We start from the raw sequence: 14,557 nt of genomic DNA on the forward strand, positions 1-14,557 counted from the left end.
CCGTCCACAGGCCGGCCGCTGCGACGCCCGCCCGTCCGCCTCGGCGGATGGAATGAGCGTGTGCGAAATCCCCGACCCGCCGTCGACAACCCGCCCGCTCCGGATCTCCGGTACGACGCGGGTGAGCTTGTCCTCCCCGCACCCCCGGCCCCGGCGCGCCGCAGCGGCATCCCGATTCTCGCTGCGCTGGCGCCGATAGCCGGGGCGGTGATGATCTGGGTCGTCACCGGTCACGTGCTGGCGCTGTGGCTCGCCGCGCTCGGCCCGGTGATCGCGGTCGCGTCACTGCTCGATTCCCGGCGTGCGGCCCGTCGCGAGCACCGTCGGGCCGCGGCGACGTCGGCCGCGGCTCGCCGCGCGGTACGAGAACGCCTCCGCGACCGTCACGACGCCGAGCGGCGCGCGATGCGGCAGCGACATCCCGATGCACGCGCGCTCCTCGACGACGACGCCGAGATCTGGCGGCGCTCGGTCGTCCGCGACAACTCCCTGGTGGTCGGCCGTGGTGAGCGGGAGAGCGGTCAGCGGGTCACCGGCGGCGGCGACGATCCCGAAGACGCGGCATTGCGCGCTGACGCGGGTCGCCTCACGGACGCGCCGGTCGTCGTTCCGCTCGAGGGCGGCGTCGCGGTCTCGGGGCCGCGAATGCTCGCGGCCGCTGCGATTCGCGCCCTCGCCCTGCAGCTCGTCCTCGGTATCGAACCGGGGCGGCTGCGTGTCGTCTCCGGTCCCGGGGCCGAACACGTGTGGGCGCAGCAGCTGCCGCATGTGCGGGACGCTCCGACGGTGATGTGTCTGCTCGAACCGGGTGACGTGGCCCACCCGTCGGCGACGTTCGTGCTCGCGCGGGTGGACGAGTCGGCGCCGCCGCCCCCGGAGTGCACCGTGCGCATGACCGTGACCTCACCGACGGGTGCGATCGTCGACGACGGCATCTCGCGTCGCGACGTCGCGCCGGAGATGTTCGATCCCCGCCAGTGCGCCGCGGCGGCATCGATCCTCGCCGCGCGGGCGGCCCGGATGCGCGGCGACGACGAGGAGACGGTCGTGTCGCTCGGCGACCTTCTCGCCTCGCAGCCCGCGGGCGATGCTGGCCCGCTCACCGCCCGGTTCGCCGCGGCGGCCGGCGTCGTCGTGCCGATCGACCTCGTCGACGACGGTCCGCACGCCGTCGTGGCGGGCATGACCGGATCCGGCAAGAGCGAGTTGCTGGTGTCGTGGGTGCTGGCGCTGTGTGCGAGCCACTCCACGGAACAGGTCGTCTTCCTGCTGGCGGACTTCAAGGGCGGAACCGCGTTCGACGCGCTCGCTCGGATCCCCCACGTGACGGGGGTGATCACCGATCTCGACGGTGACGGTGCGGAGCGGGCCCTTCAGAGTCTGCGTGCGGAGATCCGGATGCGCGAGCGCGCACTGACGGCGATCGGCGCACGGGACGTCGCCGACCCGAGAGTCCGCCTGCCTCGCCTGGTCATCGTGGTCGACGAGTTCGCGGCGCTGCTGGGCGAGCATCCCGAGCTGCACACGGTGTTCACCGACGTCGCAGCGCGCGGTCGTGCGCTCGGCATGCACCTCGTCCTCGGCACGCAACGCATCGCCGGGGTGGTGAGAGACGCCCTGCTGGCGAACTGTCCGCTGCGCGTGAGCCTGCGTGTCGCCGATCGGGGTGACAGCAGGGCCGTCGTCGGCACCGAAGACGCCGCCCTGCTGCCCGGCGGGCGCGACGGCGCGGGCGTGGCGATCGTGCGACGTGCGTCGGACGCGGAACCCCAGCGCGTGCGTATCGGTCTGAGCGACGACGGGCTGCTCGATCGGGTCTGCGCTCGAGGCGCCGAGACCGGACCCGCCCCGCGCCCGATATGGCATCCGACGCTGCCGGAGCGCATCGACATCTCCGACCCGCGGCTGAGTGCGGGCGAAGCCGGTCGGCCTGCATCCGACCTCACGCTGGGTCTCGCCGACCTCCCCGCCGAGCAGGACCAGCGCCGCGTCGGCGTTCTCGTGGCCGATCGCTCCCTGCTCGTGGTCGGCCGTGCGGGCTCGGGTCGCTCCTGCGCCGCAGCGCTGATCGCCGCGCAGGCGCCGGGCGGCTCGGTGTGGATCCCGGCGGATCTCGAGCACGGGTGGGATCAGCTCGTCGGCTGCGCCGAGCGACCGCCGGCCGCCGGGACGGCGATCGTGCTCGACGACGTCGACACCCTGCTCGCGCGCCTTCCCGCCGACCACGCCGCGGCGGCGATCTCGCTGCTCGAAGCGATCGTGAGAGACGCGGGACACGGGGGATACCTCGTCGTTCTCACCGCCCGTCGGCTCTCGGGGCCGCTCGCACGGGTGGCCGAGACGGTCGCGCGGCGATTGGTGCTCGCCACCCCGGGGCGCGCGGAGCACATCGCCGCCGGTGGCGCTGCATCGGGATTCGACCCCAGCGCACCTCCCGGCCGCGGCACCCTCGACGGAGTCGTCGTCCAGACCGCGATCGTGCCCCTTCCCGCGGAGTCCGCCCGGGTGGAGCCCGACCTCTGGCGACCGCCGCGAGGTCTGACGGGGGTGGTGATCGCGCCGGGGCCCCGCGCACGGTCGCTCTTCTCGACGTGGCAGGCGGGCGGTGCCACGGTGCGGATGGTCGACGAGGCCGACGACGAGGGCGGCGACGGCTCGCGCACGGTGCTGGTGGGAGACCCCGAGCTGTGGCAGCGGAACTGGCGGACGCTCACGCGCATTCGCCTCGAGCACGACCTGCTGATCGACGCCGCGTGCGGTACGGCCTACCGCACGCTGACCGGTGATCGCGGTCTTCCGCCCCCGTGCGACTCGCGAGGAGCGCGCGCCTGGCTCGTCCGCGGTGGCGCAGCCCCCCGTCGAGTGTGTCTCGCGGCGCAGCAGTCCGACCGTGACTGATCCTCAGAAGACGGGACGGATCCGGCCCACCTCGACGCCACCGCCGGTCACCCGCAGCGGCAGCTCCGCCAGCAGCGCGGAGACGTCCGCCTCTGCCAGGGCTCCGGCGCGCTCGAGCAGGCGCCCCGCGACCGCGGTCGCCGCGCGTCCGCTGCCGTCGAGGATCTTCGCGGCGACGGTGGTGCCGTCGGGGGCGACCATGACCATCACGCCTTCGGCGCCGCCCTTGGCGAACACCCCCAGTCGGGAGATGGCCAGCGTGTCCGGTCGCGAGGGGCCGTCGATCGTCCACGGGTTCTCCTTCACGGCGCGCACCAGCGCCCCTGCGCTGCGATGGAGCGCGAAGGGCGAGCGCTCGGACGACGTGCCGATGCGGTGGATCGCCTTCGCGAGCGCCGCGAGGCTCATCGCGAACACCGGCGCACCGCATCCGTCGATCGCCGTCGTCGTCACCCGTTGCCCGGTCAGGCGTTCGGTCACCTCGCGGATCTGCACCTGGAGCGGATGCTCGGGATGCAGATACGTCTCGATCGGCCAGCCGTTCGTCGTGCAGGCCAGGAGCATGGCGGCGTGCTTGCCGGAGCAGTTCATCCGCACGCGTGCCGGCGCGGCCCCGGCGCGGACCATCGCGTCGCGCGCCGGGCCGTCTCCCGGCCATGCGGGCGGGCACTGCAAGGCGGTGTCATCGAGGCCGGCGGCGTCGAGGATGTCTCGCACGGCGGCGACATGCCGATCGGTGCCGGAGTGGCTGGCCGCGGCCATGCCGAGTCGCTCGCCCTCGAGGGGAGTGCCGGCGGCGAGCATCGCCAGCGCCTGCACCGGCTTGAGGGACGAACGCGGAAGGATCGGCGCTTCGGTGTCGCCCAGCGTCGTCGACGCGCCGCCGTCGGGAGACAGCACGATCGCGGACCCGATGTGGCGGGACTCGATGAACCCGCTGCGTTCGACGACGGCGAGGGGGACGGCGCTGCTGGCGGCGAAGGTCTCCGGCACACCACCAGCCTAACGTCCGCCCGTGCGCGGGGCCGGTCGTGTCAGACTGGCCCCATGCCCGGCGAACACTCCTACGCGATGCGCGCGACCTGGACCGGTGAGCGCGGAAGCGGCACGAGCGGATACCGCGACTACGACCGCTCCGTGACCCTCGAGGTCGAGGGCAAGCCGGCGCTGCTCGGCTCGGCCGATGCCCCGTTCCGCGGCGACCCGGCACGGTGGAACCCCGAGGACATGCTCCTGGCATCCCTCGTGCAGTGCCACCTGCTGTCCTACCTCCACGCGTGCGTGACCGCGGGTGTGGTCGTCACCGCGTACCACGACGACGCGACCGCAACCCTCGTGCTCGACGGCACGGGCGGCGGCGCCTTCCGTGAGGTCGTGCTCCACCCCGTCGTCACGGTCGCCGAGGAGGGGATGGTGGATGCCGCGTACGCGGCACACCGTCAGGCGAACGCATGGTGCTTCATCGCGAACTCCGTCAACTTCCCGGTGCGTCACGAGGCGACCGTGCGCGTGGCGGCCTGAGCTGCCGGGCGCTCACACGCGCTCGTGCGGCAGCGCCTGCCTGATCTTCTCGATCGGCCCGTGGGCGGGCAGCTCGTTGTAGGCGCCCGCGAGCTCCTGCTCCGAGAGGGCCTGGATGGCGTTCATGATGTCGTCCGTGGCCCCGCGACGAGCGCGTCCCGACGACGCGGCACCGTGATGCGAGAGATCGATCGGCTCACCGAATCGCACCGTGACACGTTCGCGCAGCGACGGCATCTTCGCGCCCACGGGCATGACGCGGTCTGTGCCGATGAGGCCGACCGGCACCACCGGAGCGCCCGTCTGGAGAGCGAGGAAGGCGACGCCGGTGCGCCCCTTGTAGAGGCGCCCGTCGAGGGATCGAGTCCCCTCCGGGTACAGTGCGACGGCGCTGCCCTGATCCAGCAGAAGTCGCTGCTGGTCGAGGGCGTCCAGCGCCGCCTGCCCGGCACCCCGCGTGACGGGGATCGCGCCGATCGAGAGGAAGAACTGCTTGGACAGCCACCCCTTCATCCCGGGCCCGTCGAAGTAGCTCGCCTTGGCGAGGAAGTGCACCGGCCGCGGAGCGGCGACGGGGATCGCGATGCTGTCGATGAAGGACAGGTGGTTGCTGGCGAAGATCACCGGACCCTGCCGGGGGACGTGATGCCGGCCCTCGACCCGCGGACGATACAGCAGCCGACCGAGCGGGGTCACCACCATGCGGCCGAACGCATAGGTCGCGCCCATGCGGCGCACGCCCTCCGGCGTGCGCTCGTCGTCGTTGCCGGTGTTCTCGGAATCGGGGGTTTCCGCAGACATCACCCGACGAGGCTACCGCGGATCGCATGCCCGGCACGTTATGCTCCGGGCGCGTGGAGCCGGTCGGCTCTCGGCTCGTCGATCGACCGGATCCCGGCCCGGGCGGCGGGGCTCTCAGCCCGATCAAAGAGATCGTGGGGCAGGATGGGGGCGACCGTGTCTGTCCACCGTCTCGAGGTCTTCGTGCGCAATCGCTCCCTGTTCGCCATCTCCGCCGTCGCCGCTGCGGCGATCCTGCTCGCCGGATGCGGCACATCCGACCCCGAACCGGACGCGTCCGCCGATGCGCTCTGCGCCGCCGCCGCCCCCTCGGGATCGGCCTCCGAAGCCGTGACCGTCGAGGGCGAGACGGGCGAGGAGTCCACCGCGACGTTCGAGTTCCCGCTCGAGGTCGGCGAGCTTCAGAGCTCCGTGGTGACCGAGGGCGAGGGAGACCCCGTGGAATCCGGCGACCTCGTGTCCTATGCGCTCACCGCCTACAGCGCCGAGACCGGCGAGGAGCTGGGAACGCTCGGGTACGAGGGCGCGGAGATCCTTCCCGCACAGATCTCCGCCGACAACCCGATCGGTCAGATCGTCGGGTGCGCGACCCCCGGCACGCGCGTGGTCGCGGCCTTCCCCGCGAGCGACACCAACGGTGCGGAGGTCTACGTCTTCGATCTGCTGAGCGTCGTTCCCGACGCCGCGTGGGGCGAGGAGCAGGAGCCCGTCGAAGGCATGCCGGACGTGACCCTCGACGACGACGGCGCCCCCACGGTGACCATTCCCGACGCCGAGGCGCCGACGGATGTCGAGATCGCCGAGTTGAAGGTCGGTGACGGTGCGACGGTCGAGTCCGGCGACACGGTGCTCGTGCACTACGCCGGTGTGAAGTGGTCCGACGGCGAGATCTTCGATTCCAGCTGGGATCGCGACACCCCCGCAACCTTCACCACCACCGGTGTCGTGGCCGGCTTCCAGCAGGCGCTGGAAGGGCAGACCGTCGGTTCGCAGGTGCTCGTGGTCATCCCGCCGGAGTTCGGGTACGGGGACAGCGAGGGAAACGAGCTGCAGGACGAGACGCTCGTGTTCGTCGTGGACATCCTGGGCACGCAGCACGCCGTCGCGGCCGAGTGACCCCACGCGTGCGGCGTCGGTAGTCTGACCGCATGCGGCGCGTCATCGTTCTCGGTTCCACCGGCTCCATCGGCACCCAGGCGCTCGAGGTCATCCGCGCGAACCCGCGTCGTTTCGACGTCGTCGGTCTGTCCGCTCACTCCTCGCGCGACGTGCTCTCCGCCCAGGCGGAGGCGTTCGGCGTGGAGCACACGGCGCTCGGAGCGGAGGAGGCCGCCCAGCTGGTGCGCGACGTCGAGGCCGACGTCGTGCTCAACGGCATCACCGGTTCGGTGGGGCTGGGACCCACGCTCGCGACGCTGGCGACCGGCACGACGCTCGCCCTGGCGAACAAGGAGTCGCTGATCGTCGGCGGTGATCTGGTGCGTCGTGCGGCGCGCCCCGGACAGATCGTCCCGGTCGACTCGGAGCACTCGGCCATCGCGCAGGCCCTGCGAAGCGGTGAGAGGGCCGAGGTGCGCAGGCTCGTGCTCACTGCGTCGGGAGGTCCTTTCCGCGGGCGCTCGCGCAGCGACATGGCGACGGTCACTCCGCGTGAGGCGCTCGCGCATCCGACCTGGGACATGGGCCGGGTCGTGACGACCAATTCCGCCACGCTGGTGAACAAGGGCCTGGAGGTCATCGAGGCGCACCTGCTGTTCGAGGTGCCGTTCGAGCACATCGACGTGGTCGTGCACCCGCAGTCGATCGTGCACTCGATGGTCGAGTTCGTCGACGGATCGACGATCGCTCAGGCATCGCCTCCCGACATGCGGCTGCCGATCTCCCTCGGCCTGGACTGGCCGCACCGCGTCGGCGGGGTGGGGGAACCCCTCGACTGGACGAGCGCCACCTCGTGGACGTTCGAGCCGCTCGACGACGATGCGTTTCCGGCCGTCGCGCTGGCCAAGCAGGTCGGTCGTGCGGGATCGACCTTCCCCGCGGTGTTCAATGCGGCGAACGAGCAGGCCGTCGACGCGTTCCACGACGGCGCGATCGCTTTCACCGACATCGTCGAGACGATCGCCGCCGTGGTCGATGCGCACGAGCCTCCGACGGAGCTCACGCTCGAGACCCTCGCCGAGGCCGAGCGCTGGGCGCGTGAGGCGGCGGATCGCGCCGTCGCCGCGGCCTGAGTCAGCGCGACGGGCGCAGCGGGTCGGAGTCCGGCGTCCGATCGTCGGGGTAGGGCACGGGCCAGCGCGGTTCGGGCACCGGCCATCCCCTGTCGCGCAGAGCGCGGCGGGCGAGCTCGCGGGCCGAATACGGTGTGCGCACGCCGCGGATGTCGCGGTAGTCCTGGTGGCCGGGCCCGGCCCACAGGATTGCATCGCCGTCGCCGACGAGCTCGACGGCCTCGCGGATGGCGCGCTCCGGCGGTGAGGACTCGCGGATGTCCGCGTCGGGCCGCGCCCCGCGCGCGCCTTCGACGAGGCTCGCACGGATCGCGTCCGGCTCCTCATGACGGGGGTGATGGTCGGTGACGATCAGGATGTCGCTGCCGTCGACGGCGGTGCGGCCCATGTCGTGTCGCTTCGTGGTGTCGCGATCGCCGTCCGCGCCGAACAGCATGAGGACCGTGCCCGGCGTGACGCGCCGGACGGCGGCGAGGGTCTTCTCGAAGGCGTCGGGGGAGTGCCCGAAGTCGACGTAGACGGCCGGGCCGGTGTCGCCGGAGACCAGTTCGGTGCGACCGGGCAGGTACGCCTCGATGCGGCCGCCCTCGAGCGCCGCGGTCAGCCGCTCCCACGGGTAGCCGGCCTCCAGGATCATGACGATCGCGAGACCCGCGTTGGCCGCCATGTGACGGCCGATGACCGGCACGGTCGTCTCCAGCCGCCGGCCGTCGCGAGCGGCGAGCGCGAAGCGTGTGCCGATCTGCTGCTCATCGATGATCTCCACGACCCAGTCGGCGTCCGCGGCAGCGTCGCGATCGTCGGCGATGTCGGGAGTGCCGATCGTGACGCACGGCACCTCGCACGCCGCGACGACATCGGCCCCCGATGCGGAGTCGAGGCTGATGACGGCGCGTCGCGAACGGTCCGTGCGGAACAGCGGGAGCTTGGCCTCGAAGTACTCGGCCATGTCGGCATAGTCGTCGAGATGGTCGTGGGAGAGATTCGTGAACCCGGCGACGTCGAACATCATCCCGTCGACGCGGCGCCGCGACAGCGCCTGCGCGCTCACCTCGACGGCCACGGCCTCGACGCCGCGTTCCCGCATCAGCGCCAGCAGCGCGTGCATCTCGTAGGCCTCGGGCGTGGTCAGTCGCGACACGATGATCTGTCCGGCGATGTGGCGCTCGGCGGTGGACGAGAGCCCGGTCACCGCGCCGATTTGCGACAGGATGCCCTCGAGGAGGTGCGACACGCTCGTCTTGCCGTTGGTGCCGGTCGTGCCGAGCAGGAGGGGCAGGTCGTCGTCGGCGCCGGTCGCGTAGACACGCGCCGACATGTCGCCGAGAGCCGCTCGCGGGTCGTCGACGACGAGCACGGGGATGCCGGCCGTGCGCGCGATCGCCTCTCCGGCGGCGTCGGTGACCACCGCGACCGCTCCGGCGGCGGCGGCATCGGCCGCGAACTCCGCGCCGTGCCGGTTCACCCCGCGCACCGCGACGAAGACGTCGCCCGGTCGCAGGTCCGCGGTGGCGAGCGTGATGCCCGACAGCGTGACGCCGGCGAGGTCGTCCGAAGAGCGCGCGCCGACCTCGCGCGCGAAGTCGGCGAGGCCGTGCGTCGGCGGATTCTCGGGCCGGAGCACGGGTGGCAGATGGGAGGCGGTGTCGGTCGGCATGGCGGCATCCATCCTCTCACCTCGCGGCCTCTTCATAGGCAGGCGCGAGTACCGTGGGGTCGTGATCGCATTCGTCATCGGCTTCGCCCTGCTCTTCGTGGGCCTCGCCGTGTCGATCGCCCTGCACGAGATCGGTCACCTGGTGCCCGCCAAGCGCTTCGGGGTTCGCGTCGGGCAGTACATGATCGGCTTCGGGCCGACGCTGTGGTCCCGCCGTTTCGGTGAGACCGAGTACGGCGTGAAGGCCCTCCCGATCGGCGGCTACATCTCCATGGCGGGAATGTATCCGCCCACCCCCGCCGAGCGTGCCGGCGAGGGACGCGCCGGCGGCGGATTCTTCGCCACGATGGTCCAGGACGCCCGTGCCGCGAACGATGAGACCGTCCACGGTGACGGCGACGATCGCGTCTTCTACCGGCTGCCGGTGTTCAAGCGCGTGATCATCATGCTGGGCGGCCCGGTCATGAATCTGCTGCTGGCGATCGTCCTGTTCGCCCTGTTGGCCTCGGGCATCGGATTGTCCACGGCGACGACGACGGTCGCTGCCGTGTCCGAGTGCGTGGTGCCGGCGTCGGCGGCGGGCGCCGAGTGCACATCGGCCGACCCCGTCGCACCCGCGGCGGAGGCGGGGATGCTGCCCGGCGACGAGATCGTCTCGATCGACGGCACGCCCGTGGCGAGCTTCGACGAGGCCTCGTCGATCATCCGCGACGCCCCGGGCGAGACGCTCGAGGTGGTGGTGCTCCGCGACGGCGTCGAGACGGCCCTCGCGGTCACCCCGCTGCTGACCGAACGGCCCGTGACCGATGAGGCCGGACGAGCCGTCACCGACGAGAACGATGTCGCCGTGACCGAAGAGGTCGGATTCATCGGCATCTCGCCGGTGAGCGAACTGCGGCCGCAGCCCGTCTGGGCGGGTCCTCAGATGGCCTTCGAGAACGTCGGTGCCGTGGCGGGCATCATGTGGCAGCTGCCGGTGAAGGTCTGGGAGACCGGCGTCGACCTCGTCACGGGGGGAGAGCGTGATCCCGACGGGCCGCTGAGCATCGTCGGCGCGGGCGTCATCGCCGGTGAGGTCGCGTCCGCGGAGGCTCCGGTCCTGAACCGGGTCGCGGGCATCCTGTCGGTCCTGGCCTCGCTGAACATCGCCCTGTTCGTCTTCAACCTCATCCCGCTGCTGCCGTTGGACGGCGGTCACGTCGTCGTGGCGCTGTGGGAGGGGATCAAGCGGGCGTGGGCGAAGCTGCTGCGTCGTCCGCCCCCGGCTCCGGTGGATGCGACCAAGCTCGTCCCCGTGACCTTCGTCGTGGTCGTGTGCCTGATCGCCATGGGCGCCGTGCTGATCCTCGCCGACATCGTCAATCCGATCTCGATCTTCGGCTCCTGAGCTGCGCCCCCCGTCGATCGCGGGACCTCGCAGCGCTCAGGCGGGGGTGACGGCGAAAGCCTCGGCGACCAGCCGCTCGAGGGTGCGCAGCCCGTCGCGCGACAGGATCGACTCGAGGTGACCCTGCACCGAGGCGAACCCCGGCCCGCGCAGCGCATACACCGCGCCGGATTCGGGGTCGGCGGAGACCTCGGCCTCGCCGATGCGGCTCGTTCCGGCGGGCACCGTCGCGGTGAAGGTGTTGTAGAACCCGATCGAAGCGGGCTCGCCGAAGATGTCGACGCGCAGCTGCACACCCTGGTGCGGGCGCGCCAGCGGAGCCAGCTCGATGCCGAGGCTGTCGGCGAGGACCTGATGGCTGAGGCACACGGCCAGCAGGGGCCGGCCGCTCGCGCGCCGCATCGCCACGACCTCGCGCATCCGAGCGATGCGCGGGTTCTCGAGTCCGCGGGGGTCGCCGGGGCCGGGACCGCACACGAGCAGCTCGGCGCCGACGATCTCTTCATCGGTGGCGGCGTGCCACGGGGTGATGGTGACGTCGAGGCCCAGGTGGCGCAGCTGGTGCGCGAGCATCGTCGTGAACCGGTCCTCGGCATCCACCATCACTGCGCGGTGTCCGGCGAAGGGGCCGTCGGTGCCGCCGGATTGCGGATTGAGCCAGAAGTCGGCGAGGCGGGAGTTGCGCGAGGCGAGCAGGCTCGCGACATCCGGGTCTTCCGCGAGCCGCGCGGGAGGTCCGGTGGGAGCGTCGTCGTCGCCGGCGGATGCGGACGTGTCACGCGCGACGGCGCCGATCGCGCCGAGCACCCCGGCGGCTTTTCCGTGCGTCTCGCCGACCTCTCCGTACGGGTCGGAATGCCGCACGAGCGTCGCGCCGACCGGCACCCGCAGCGCCCCGTCGACGAGGTAGGCGGTGCGGATGAGGATCGGCGCGTCGAGATCGTGCGTGGGCTCATCCGGAACCTGCGTCGGGCGCGGCGTGAACAGGGCGGCGACGCCCGAATAGTATCCGCGCGGGGAGGTCTCGTGCCGGGCGATGACGGTGCAGGCGTTCTGCATCGGGGATCCGGTGACGGTGGGTGCGAACATCGTCTCGCGGAGGATGTCGCGCGGGTCGAGGCGGCTGCGTCCGCGCAGCATGTACTCGGTGTGCGTCAGCCGCGACATCTCCTTCAGGCGCGGTCCGGTGATGCGGCCGCCGTCGGAGCACACGGCGCTCATCATCTTCAGCTCCTCGTCGACGACCATGAAGAGCTCTTCGGTCTCCTTGGTCGATTCGAGGAACTCGCTCAGCGTCGCCACGGTGGCGCCGCCCTGCGGGTGGCGGAACGTGCCCGAGATCGGGTTCATGGTGACCACGCCCCCGGTCGCGCTCACGTGCGCCTCAGGGCTCGCGCCGACCGCCACGTGACCGTCGGTGACGATGGCGAAGGTCCAGTACGCGCCCTGCTCGTGCTCGGCGAGCGCGCGGAACCACGTGAGCGCGGCGACGCGCGGGTCGGCGTCGACCGAGGCCGTGAAATCACGTCGGATGACGAAGTTCGCTCCTTCGCCGCGGCCGATCTCATCGGCGATCACTCGGCGCACGATGTCGGCGTAGTCGTCGTCGGCGATGTCGAAGCCGGCATCGGAGAGGGTGACCGGCGCTCCGGGGAGCTCGGCGAGCACGTCTGCTCGCGGGAGGGAGGTGTGCTCGTCGACGAGCAGGCATCGCAGCGGTGCGCCGTCGTCGTGGCAGACGAAGCCCCGCTCGCGCACCTGCCGGAACGGCACGAGAGCCAGCACCTCCCGAGGCGTGCCGTCGCTTGCGACCAGCGGGATGTCGCCGAGCAGGTCGACGTCCACGACCTCGCCGGTGAGCACCTCGACCGTGTCGGCATCGCGGGCGATGAGAGCGAAGGGAGCGTCGCTGGCGGCCAGGGCAGCGAGGGAGGGGGCAGGCGTGCTCATCGGGTTCTCTCGTCGGATGGGCGGTCGGCCCTTGCAGAGAAGAGGACCGCCCGTGTCAGTCAGGGGCGGTCTGTCGTTCGCGCGACAACCCACCGCCTATGCGGTGAGCCACCAGTGACGTCGCGGGAACATGCGCCGAACCTACCACAGGCCCGTGAGGCCGCCTGCGGCCGTGCCGGGTGCTCCACGGCGTACCCTGAAGAGGTGCCCGCAGTGAACATCGGTATGCCGAGTGTCCCCGACGTGCTCGCGCCCCGGCGCCGGAGCCGGCAGATCCGCGTGGGGAAGGTGCTGGTGGGCGGCGACGCGCCGGTCAGCGTGCAGTCGATGACGACGACGCCGACGACCGACATCAACGCGACCCTCCAGCAGATCGCCGAGCTGACCGCATCCGGATGCGAGATCGTGCGCGTCGCGGTGCCGAGTCAGGACGATGCGGACGTGCTGCACATCATCGCGAAGAAGAGCCAGATCCCGGTCATCGCCGACATCCACTTCCAGCCCAAGTACGTCTTCCAGGCCATCGAGGCGGGGTGCGCGGCCGTTCGCGTGAATCCCGGCAACATCCGCAAGTTCGACGACCAGGTCGGCGCGATCGCCCGTGCGGCGCAGGCCGCCGGCGTGTCGCTGCGCATCGGCGTCAACGCCGGCTCCCTCGACAAGCGGCTGCTGGAGAAGTACGGCAAGGCGACGCCGGAAGCCCTCGTGGAGTCGGCGGTGTGGGAGGCGTCGCTGTTCGAGGAGCACGACTTCCACGACTTCAAGATCTCGGTCAAGCACAACGACCCGATCGTGATGGTGAAGGCCTACCGGCAGCTCGCCGAGCGCGGCGACTGGCCGCTCCACCTCGGGGTGACCGAGGCCGGGCCCGCCTTCCAGGGGACCATCAAGAGTGCGACGGCGTTCGGCATCCTGCTCTCCGAGGGCATCGGCGACACCATCCGCGTCTCGCTGTCGGCCCCTCCCGCCGAGGAGGTCAAGGTCGGCCACCAGATCCTGCAGTCCCTGAACCTGCGCGAGCGCAAGCTCGAGATCGTCTCGTGCCCGTCGTGCGGGCGCGCGCAGGTGGACGTGTACACCCTCGCCGACTCGGTGACCGAGGGCCTCAAGGACATGACCGTTCCGCTGCGGGTGGCCGTGATGGGATGCGTCGTCAACGGGCCCGGCGAAGCCCGCGACGCCGACCTGGGAGTGGCCAGCGGCAACGGCAAGGGCCAGATCTTCGTCAAGGGCGAGGTCATCAAGACCGTTCCGGAAGCGGATATCGTCGCCACCCTCATCGCCGAGGCGAACCGGCTCGCCGACGACATGGGTCCGGATGCCCCCCTCGGCACGGCCCAGGTCCTCACCTCCTGACCCAGCCCCGCGCCCGCCGATGTCGGAGAATCACGCCGATGTCGGAAGATTCGGGCCGATTCCTCCGACGTCGGGCGGATTCTCCGACCAAGCCGCGGGCGCAGGGGTGGGTCAATGGATGCTGCCGGCCGGCTCCGAGAGGTCGTGCGGGGTCGCGAGCGTGGTGGCGATCGCGACGTGCAGGGCCGCGGCGATGTCCGCGAGCGGCACCGCGGGCTGGCCCTCCGGGGCGTGCGCGGTGTCCCACGGCACGTGGATGAAGCCGGCGCGCGTTCCGGGGCGCGACGCGGCGCCCTGCGCGGCGACGTAGAAGACGTGGTTGCACACGTAGGAGCCCGTCGACAGGGAGACCCGCGCCGGGATGCCGCCGGCCGAGACGTCTCGTGCGATCGCCTTCACCGGGAGTGACGAGAACAGGGCCGCGGGGCCGCCCGGCACGCACGGCAGATCCACCGGCTGCGCGCCGTCGTTGTCGGGAATCCGCGCATCCTGCAGGTTGATGGCCACCCGCTCGGGGGTCACCGCGTCTCGCCCGCCGGCGAGTCCGGTGGAGATCACGATGTCGGGACAGTGGCGCTCGATGAGTTCGTCGAGCCGCGCGGCGGCACCGGCGAAGGTCACCGGCAGCACGTCGGTGACCAGATGCGCGGCGCCGTCCCATCCGCCCGCCACCAGGCGCACCGCGTCGCCCGACGGGTTGGTCGGATCGGCGGCGAACGGCTCGAAACCGGTCAGGAGCACGGTGGTCACCCGATC

At 71.6% G+C, this 14,557-nt stretch carries 11 protein-coding genes; 6 read left to right on the top strand and 5 right to left on the bottom strand.

Annotation, left to right across the window (positions count from 1 at the left end):
• Positions 1 to 60: 60 nt before the first annotated feature.
• Positions 61 to 2,898 carry an FtsK/SpoIIIE domain-containing protein gene (locus ACGG9C_RS08555; protein WP_390178543.1) on the top strand — a complete coding sequence of 946 codons (2,838 nt, stop codon included), beginning with the start codon at positions 61 to 63 and terminating at the stop codon, positions 2,896 to 2,898.
• Positions 2,899 to 2,901: 3 nt separating this feature from the next.
• Here ACGG9C_RS08555 and ACGG9C_RS08560 read toward each other — a convergent pair whose 3' ends face one another.
• Complete coding sequence (locus ACGG9C_RS08560; RefSeq protein ID WP_390178544.1) at positions 2,902 to 3,891, bottom strand: asparaginase; 990 nt, start codon at positions 3,889 to 3,891, stop codon at positions 2,902 to 2,904.
• Between the two features lie 54 nt (positions 3,892 to 3,945).
• Here ACGG9C_RS08560 and ACGG9C_RS08565 point away from each other — a divergent pair, with 54 nt between their 5' ends.
• Positions 3,946 to 4,419 carry an OsmC family protein gene (locus tag ACGG9C_RS08565; protein WP_286721309.1) on the top strand — a complete coding sequence of 158 codons (474 nt, stop codon included), beginning with the start codon at positions 3,946 to 3,948 and terminating at the stop codon, positions 4,417 to 4,419.
• Between the two features lie 12 nt (positions 4,420 to 4,431).
• Here the strand turns inward: ACGG9C_RS08565 and ACGG9C_RS08570 are convergent, their stop codons facing one another.
• Entirely contained in the window at positions 4,432 to 5,220 is a 789-nt protein-coding gene (locus ACGG9C_RS08570; protein WP_390178586.1) for a lysophospholipid acyltransferase family protein, read from the bottom strand.
• A gap of 156 nt (positions 5,221 to 5,376) precedes the next feature.
• Between ACGG9C_RS08570 and ACGG9C_RS08575 the strand changes: the two genes are divergently transcribed.
• Positions 5,377 to 6,336, top strand: coding sequence for an FKBP-type peptidyl-prolyl cis-trans isomerase (locus ACGG9C_RS08575; RefSeq protein ID WP_390178545.1), 960 nt, complete (start codon positions 5,377 to 5,379; stop codon positions 6,334 to 6,336).
• Positions 6,337 to 6,368: 32 nt separating this feature from the next.
• Positions 6,369 to 7,451: a 1-deoxy-D-xylulose-5-phosphate reductoisomerase gene (dxr, locus tag ACGG9C_RS08580; RefSeq protein WP_390178546.1), complete on the top strand. Its 1,083-nt coding sequence runs from the start codon at positions 6,369 to 6,371 to the stop codon at positions 7,449 to 7,451.
• A 1-nt stretch (position 7,452) separates the two neighbouring features.
• On the opposite strand, the gene ACGG9C_RS08585 is transcribed toward dxr, so the two are convergent.
• Positions 7,453 to 9,108, bottom strand: coding sequence for a Mur ligase family protein (locus tag ACGG9C_RS08585; RefSeq protein ID WP_390178547.1), 1,656 nt, complete (start codon positions 9,106 to 9,108; stop codon positions 7,453 to 7,455).
• Between the two features lie 61 nt (positions 9,109 to 9,169).
• On the opposite strand from ACGG9C_RS08585, the gene ACGG9C_RS08590 reads away from it, so the two are divergent.
• Entirely contained in the window at positions 9,170 to 10,495 is a 1,326-nt protein-coding gene (locus tag ACGG9C_RS08590; protein WP_390178548.1) for a M50 family metallopeptidase, read from the top strand.
• Between the two features lie 36 nt (positions 10,496 to 10,531).
• On the opposite strand, the gene ACGG9C_RS08595 is transcribed toward ACGG9C_RS08590, so the two are convergent.
• The gene (locus tag ACGG9C_RS08595; RefSeq protein WP_390178549.1) at positions 10,532 to 12,445 is read right to left on the bottom strand and encodes an anthranilate synthase family protein; all 1,914 of its coding nucleotides are present in this window, start codon (positions 12,443 to 12,445) and stop codon (positions 10,532 to 10,534) included.
• A 225-nt stretch (positions 12,446 to 12,670) separates the two neighbouring features.
• Here ACGG9C_RS08595 and ispG point away from each other — a divergent pair, with 225 nt between their 5' ends.
• A complete protein-coding gene (gene ispG, locus ACGG9C_RS08600) occupies positions 12,671 to 13,801 on the top strand; it encodes a flavodoxin-dependent (E)-4-hydroxy-3-methylbut-2-enyl-diphosphate synthase (RefSeq protein ID WP_390178587.1) in 1,131 nt (376 codons plus the stop codon).
• 111 nt (positions 13,802 to 13,912) lie between these two features.
• Here ispG and pcp read toward each other — a convergent pair whose 3' ends face one another.
• A complete protein-coding gene (gene pcp / locus ACGG9C_RS08605; RefSeq protein ID WP_390178550.1) occupies positions 13,913 to 14,551 on the bottom strand; it encodes a pyroglutamyl-peptidase I in 639 nt (212 codons plus the stop codon).
• Positions 14,552 to 14,557: the final 6 nt, after the last annotated feature.

This window comes from Microbacterium sp. MTN4-26, from assembly GCF_042846595.1.
Taxonomy (GTDB): Bacteria; Actinomycetota; Actinomycetes; order Actinomycetales; family Microbacteriaceae; genus Microbacterium; species Microbacterium luteum.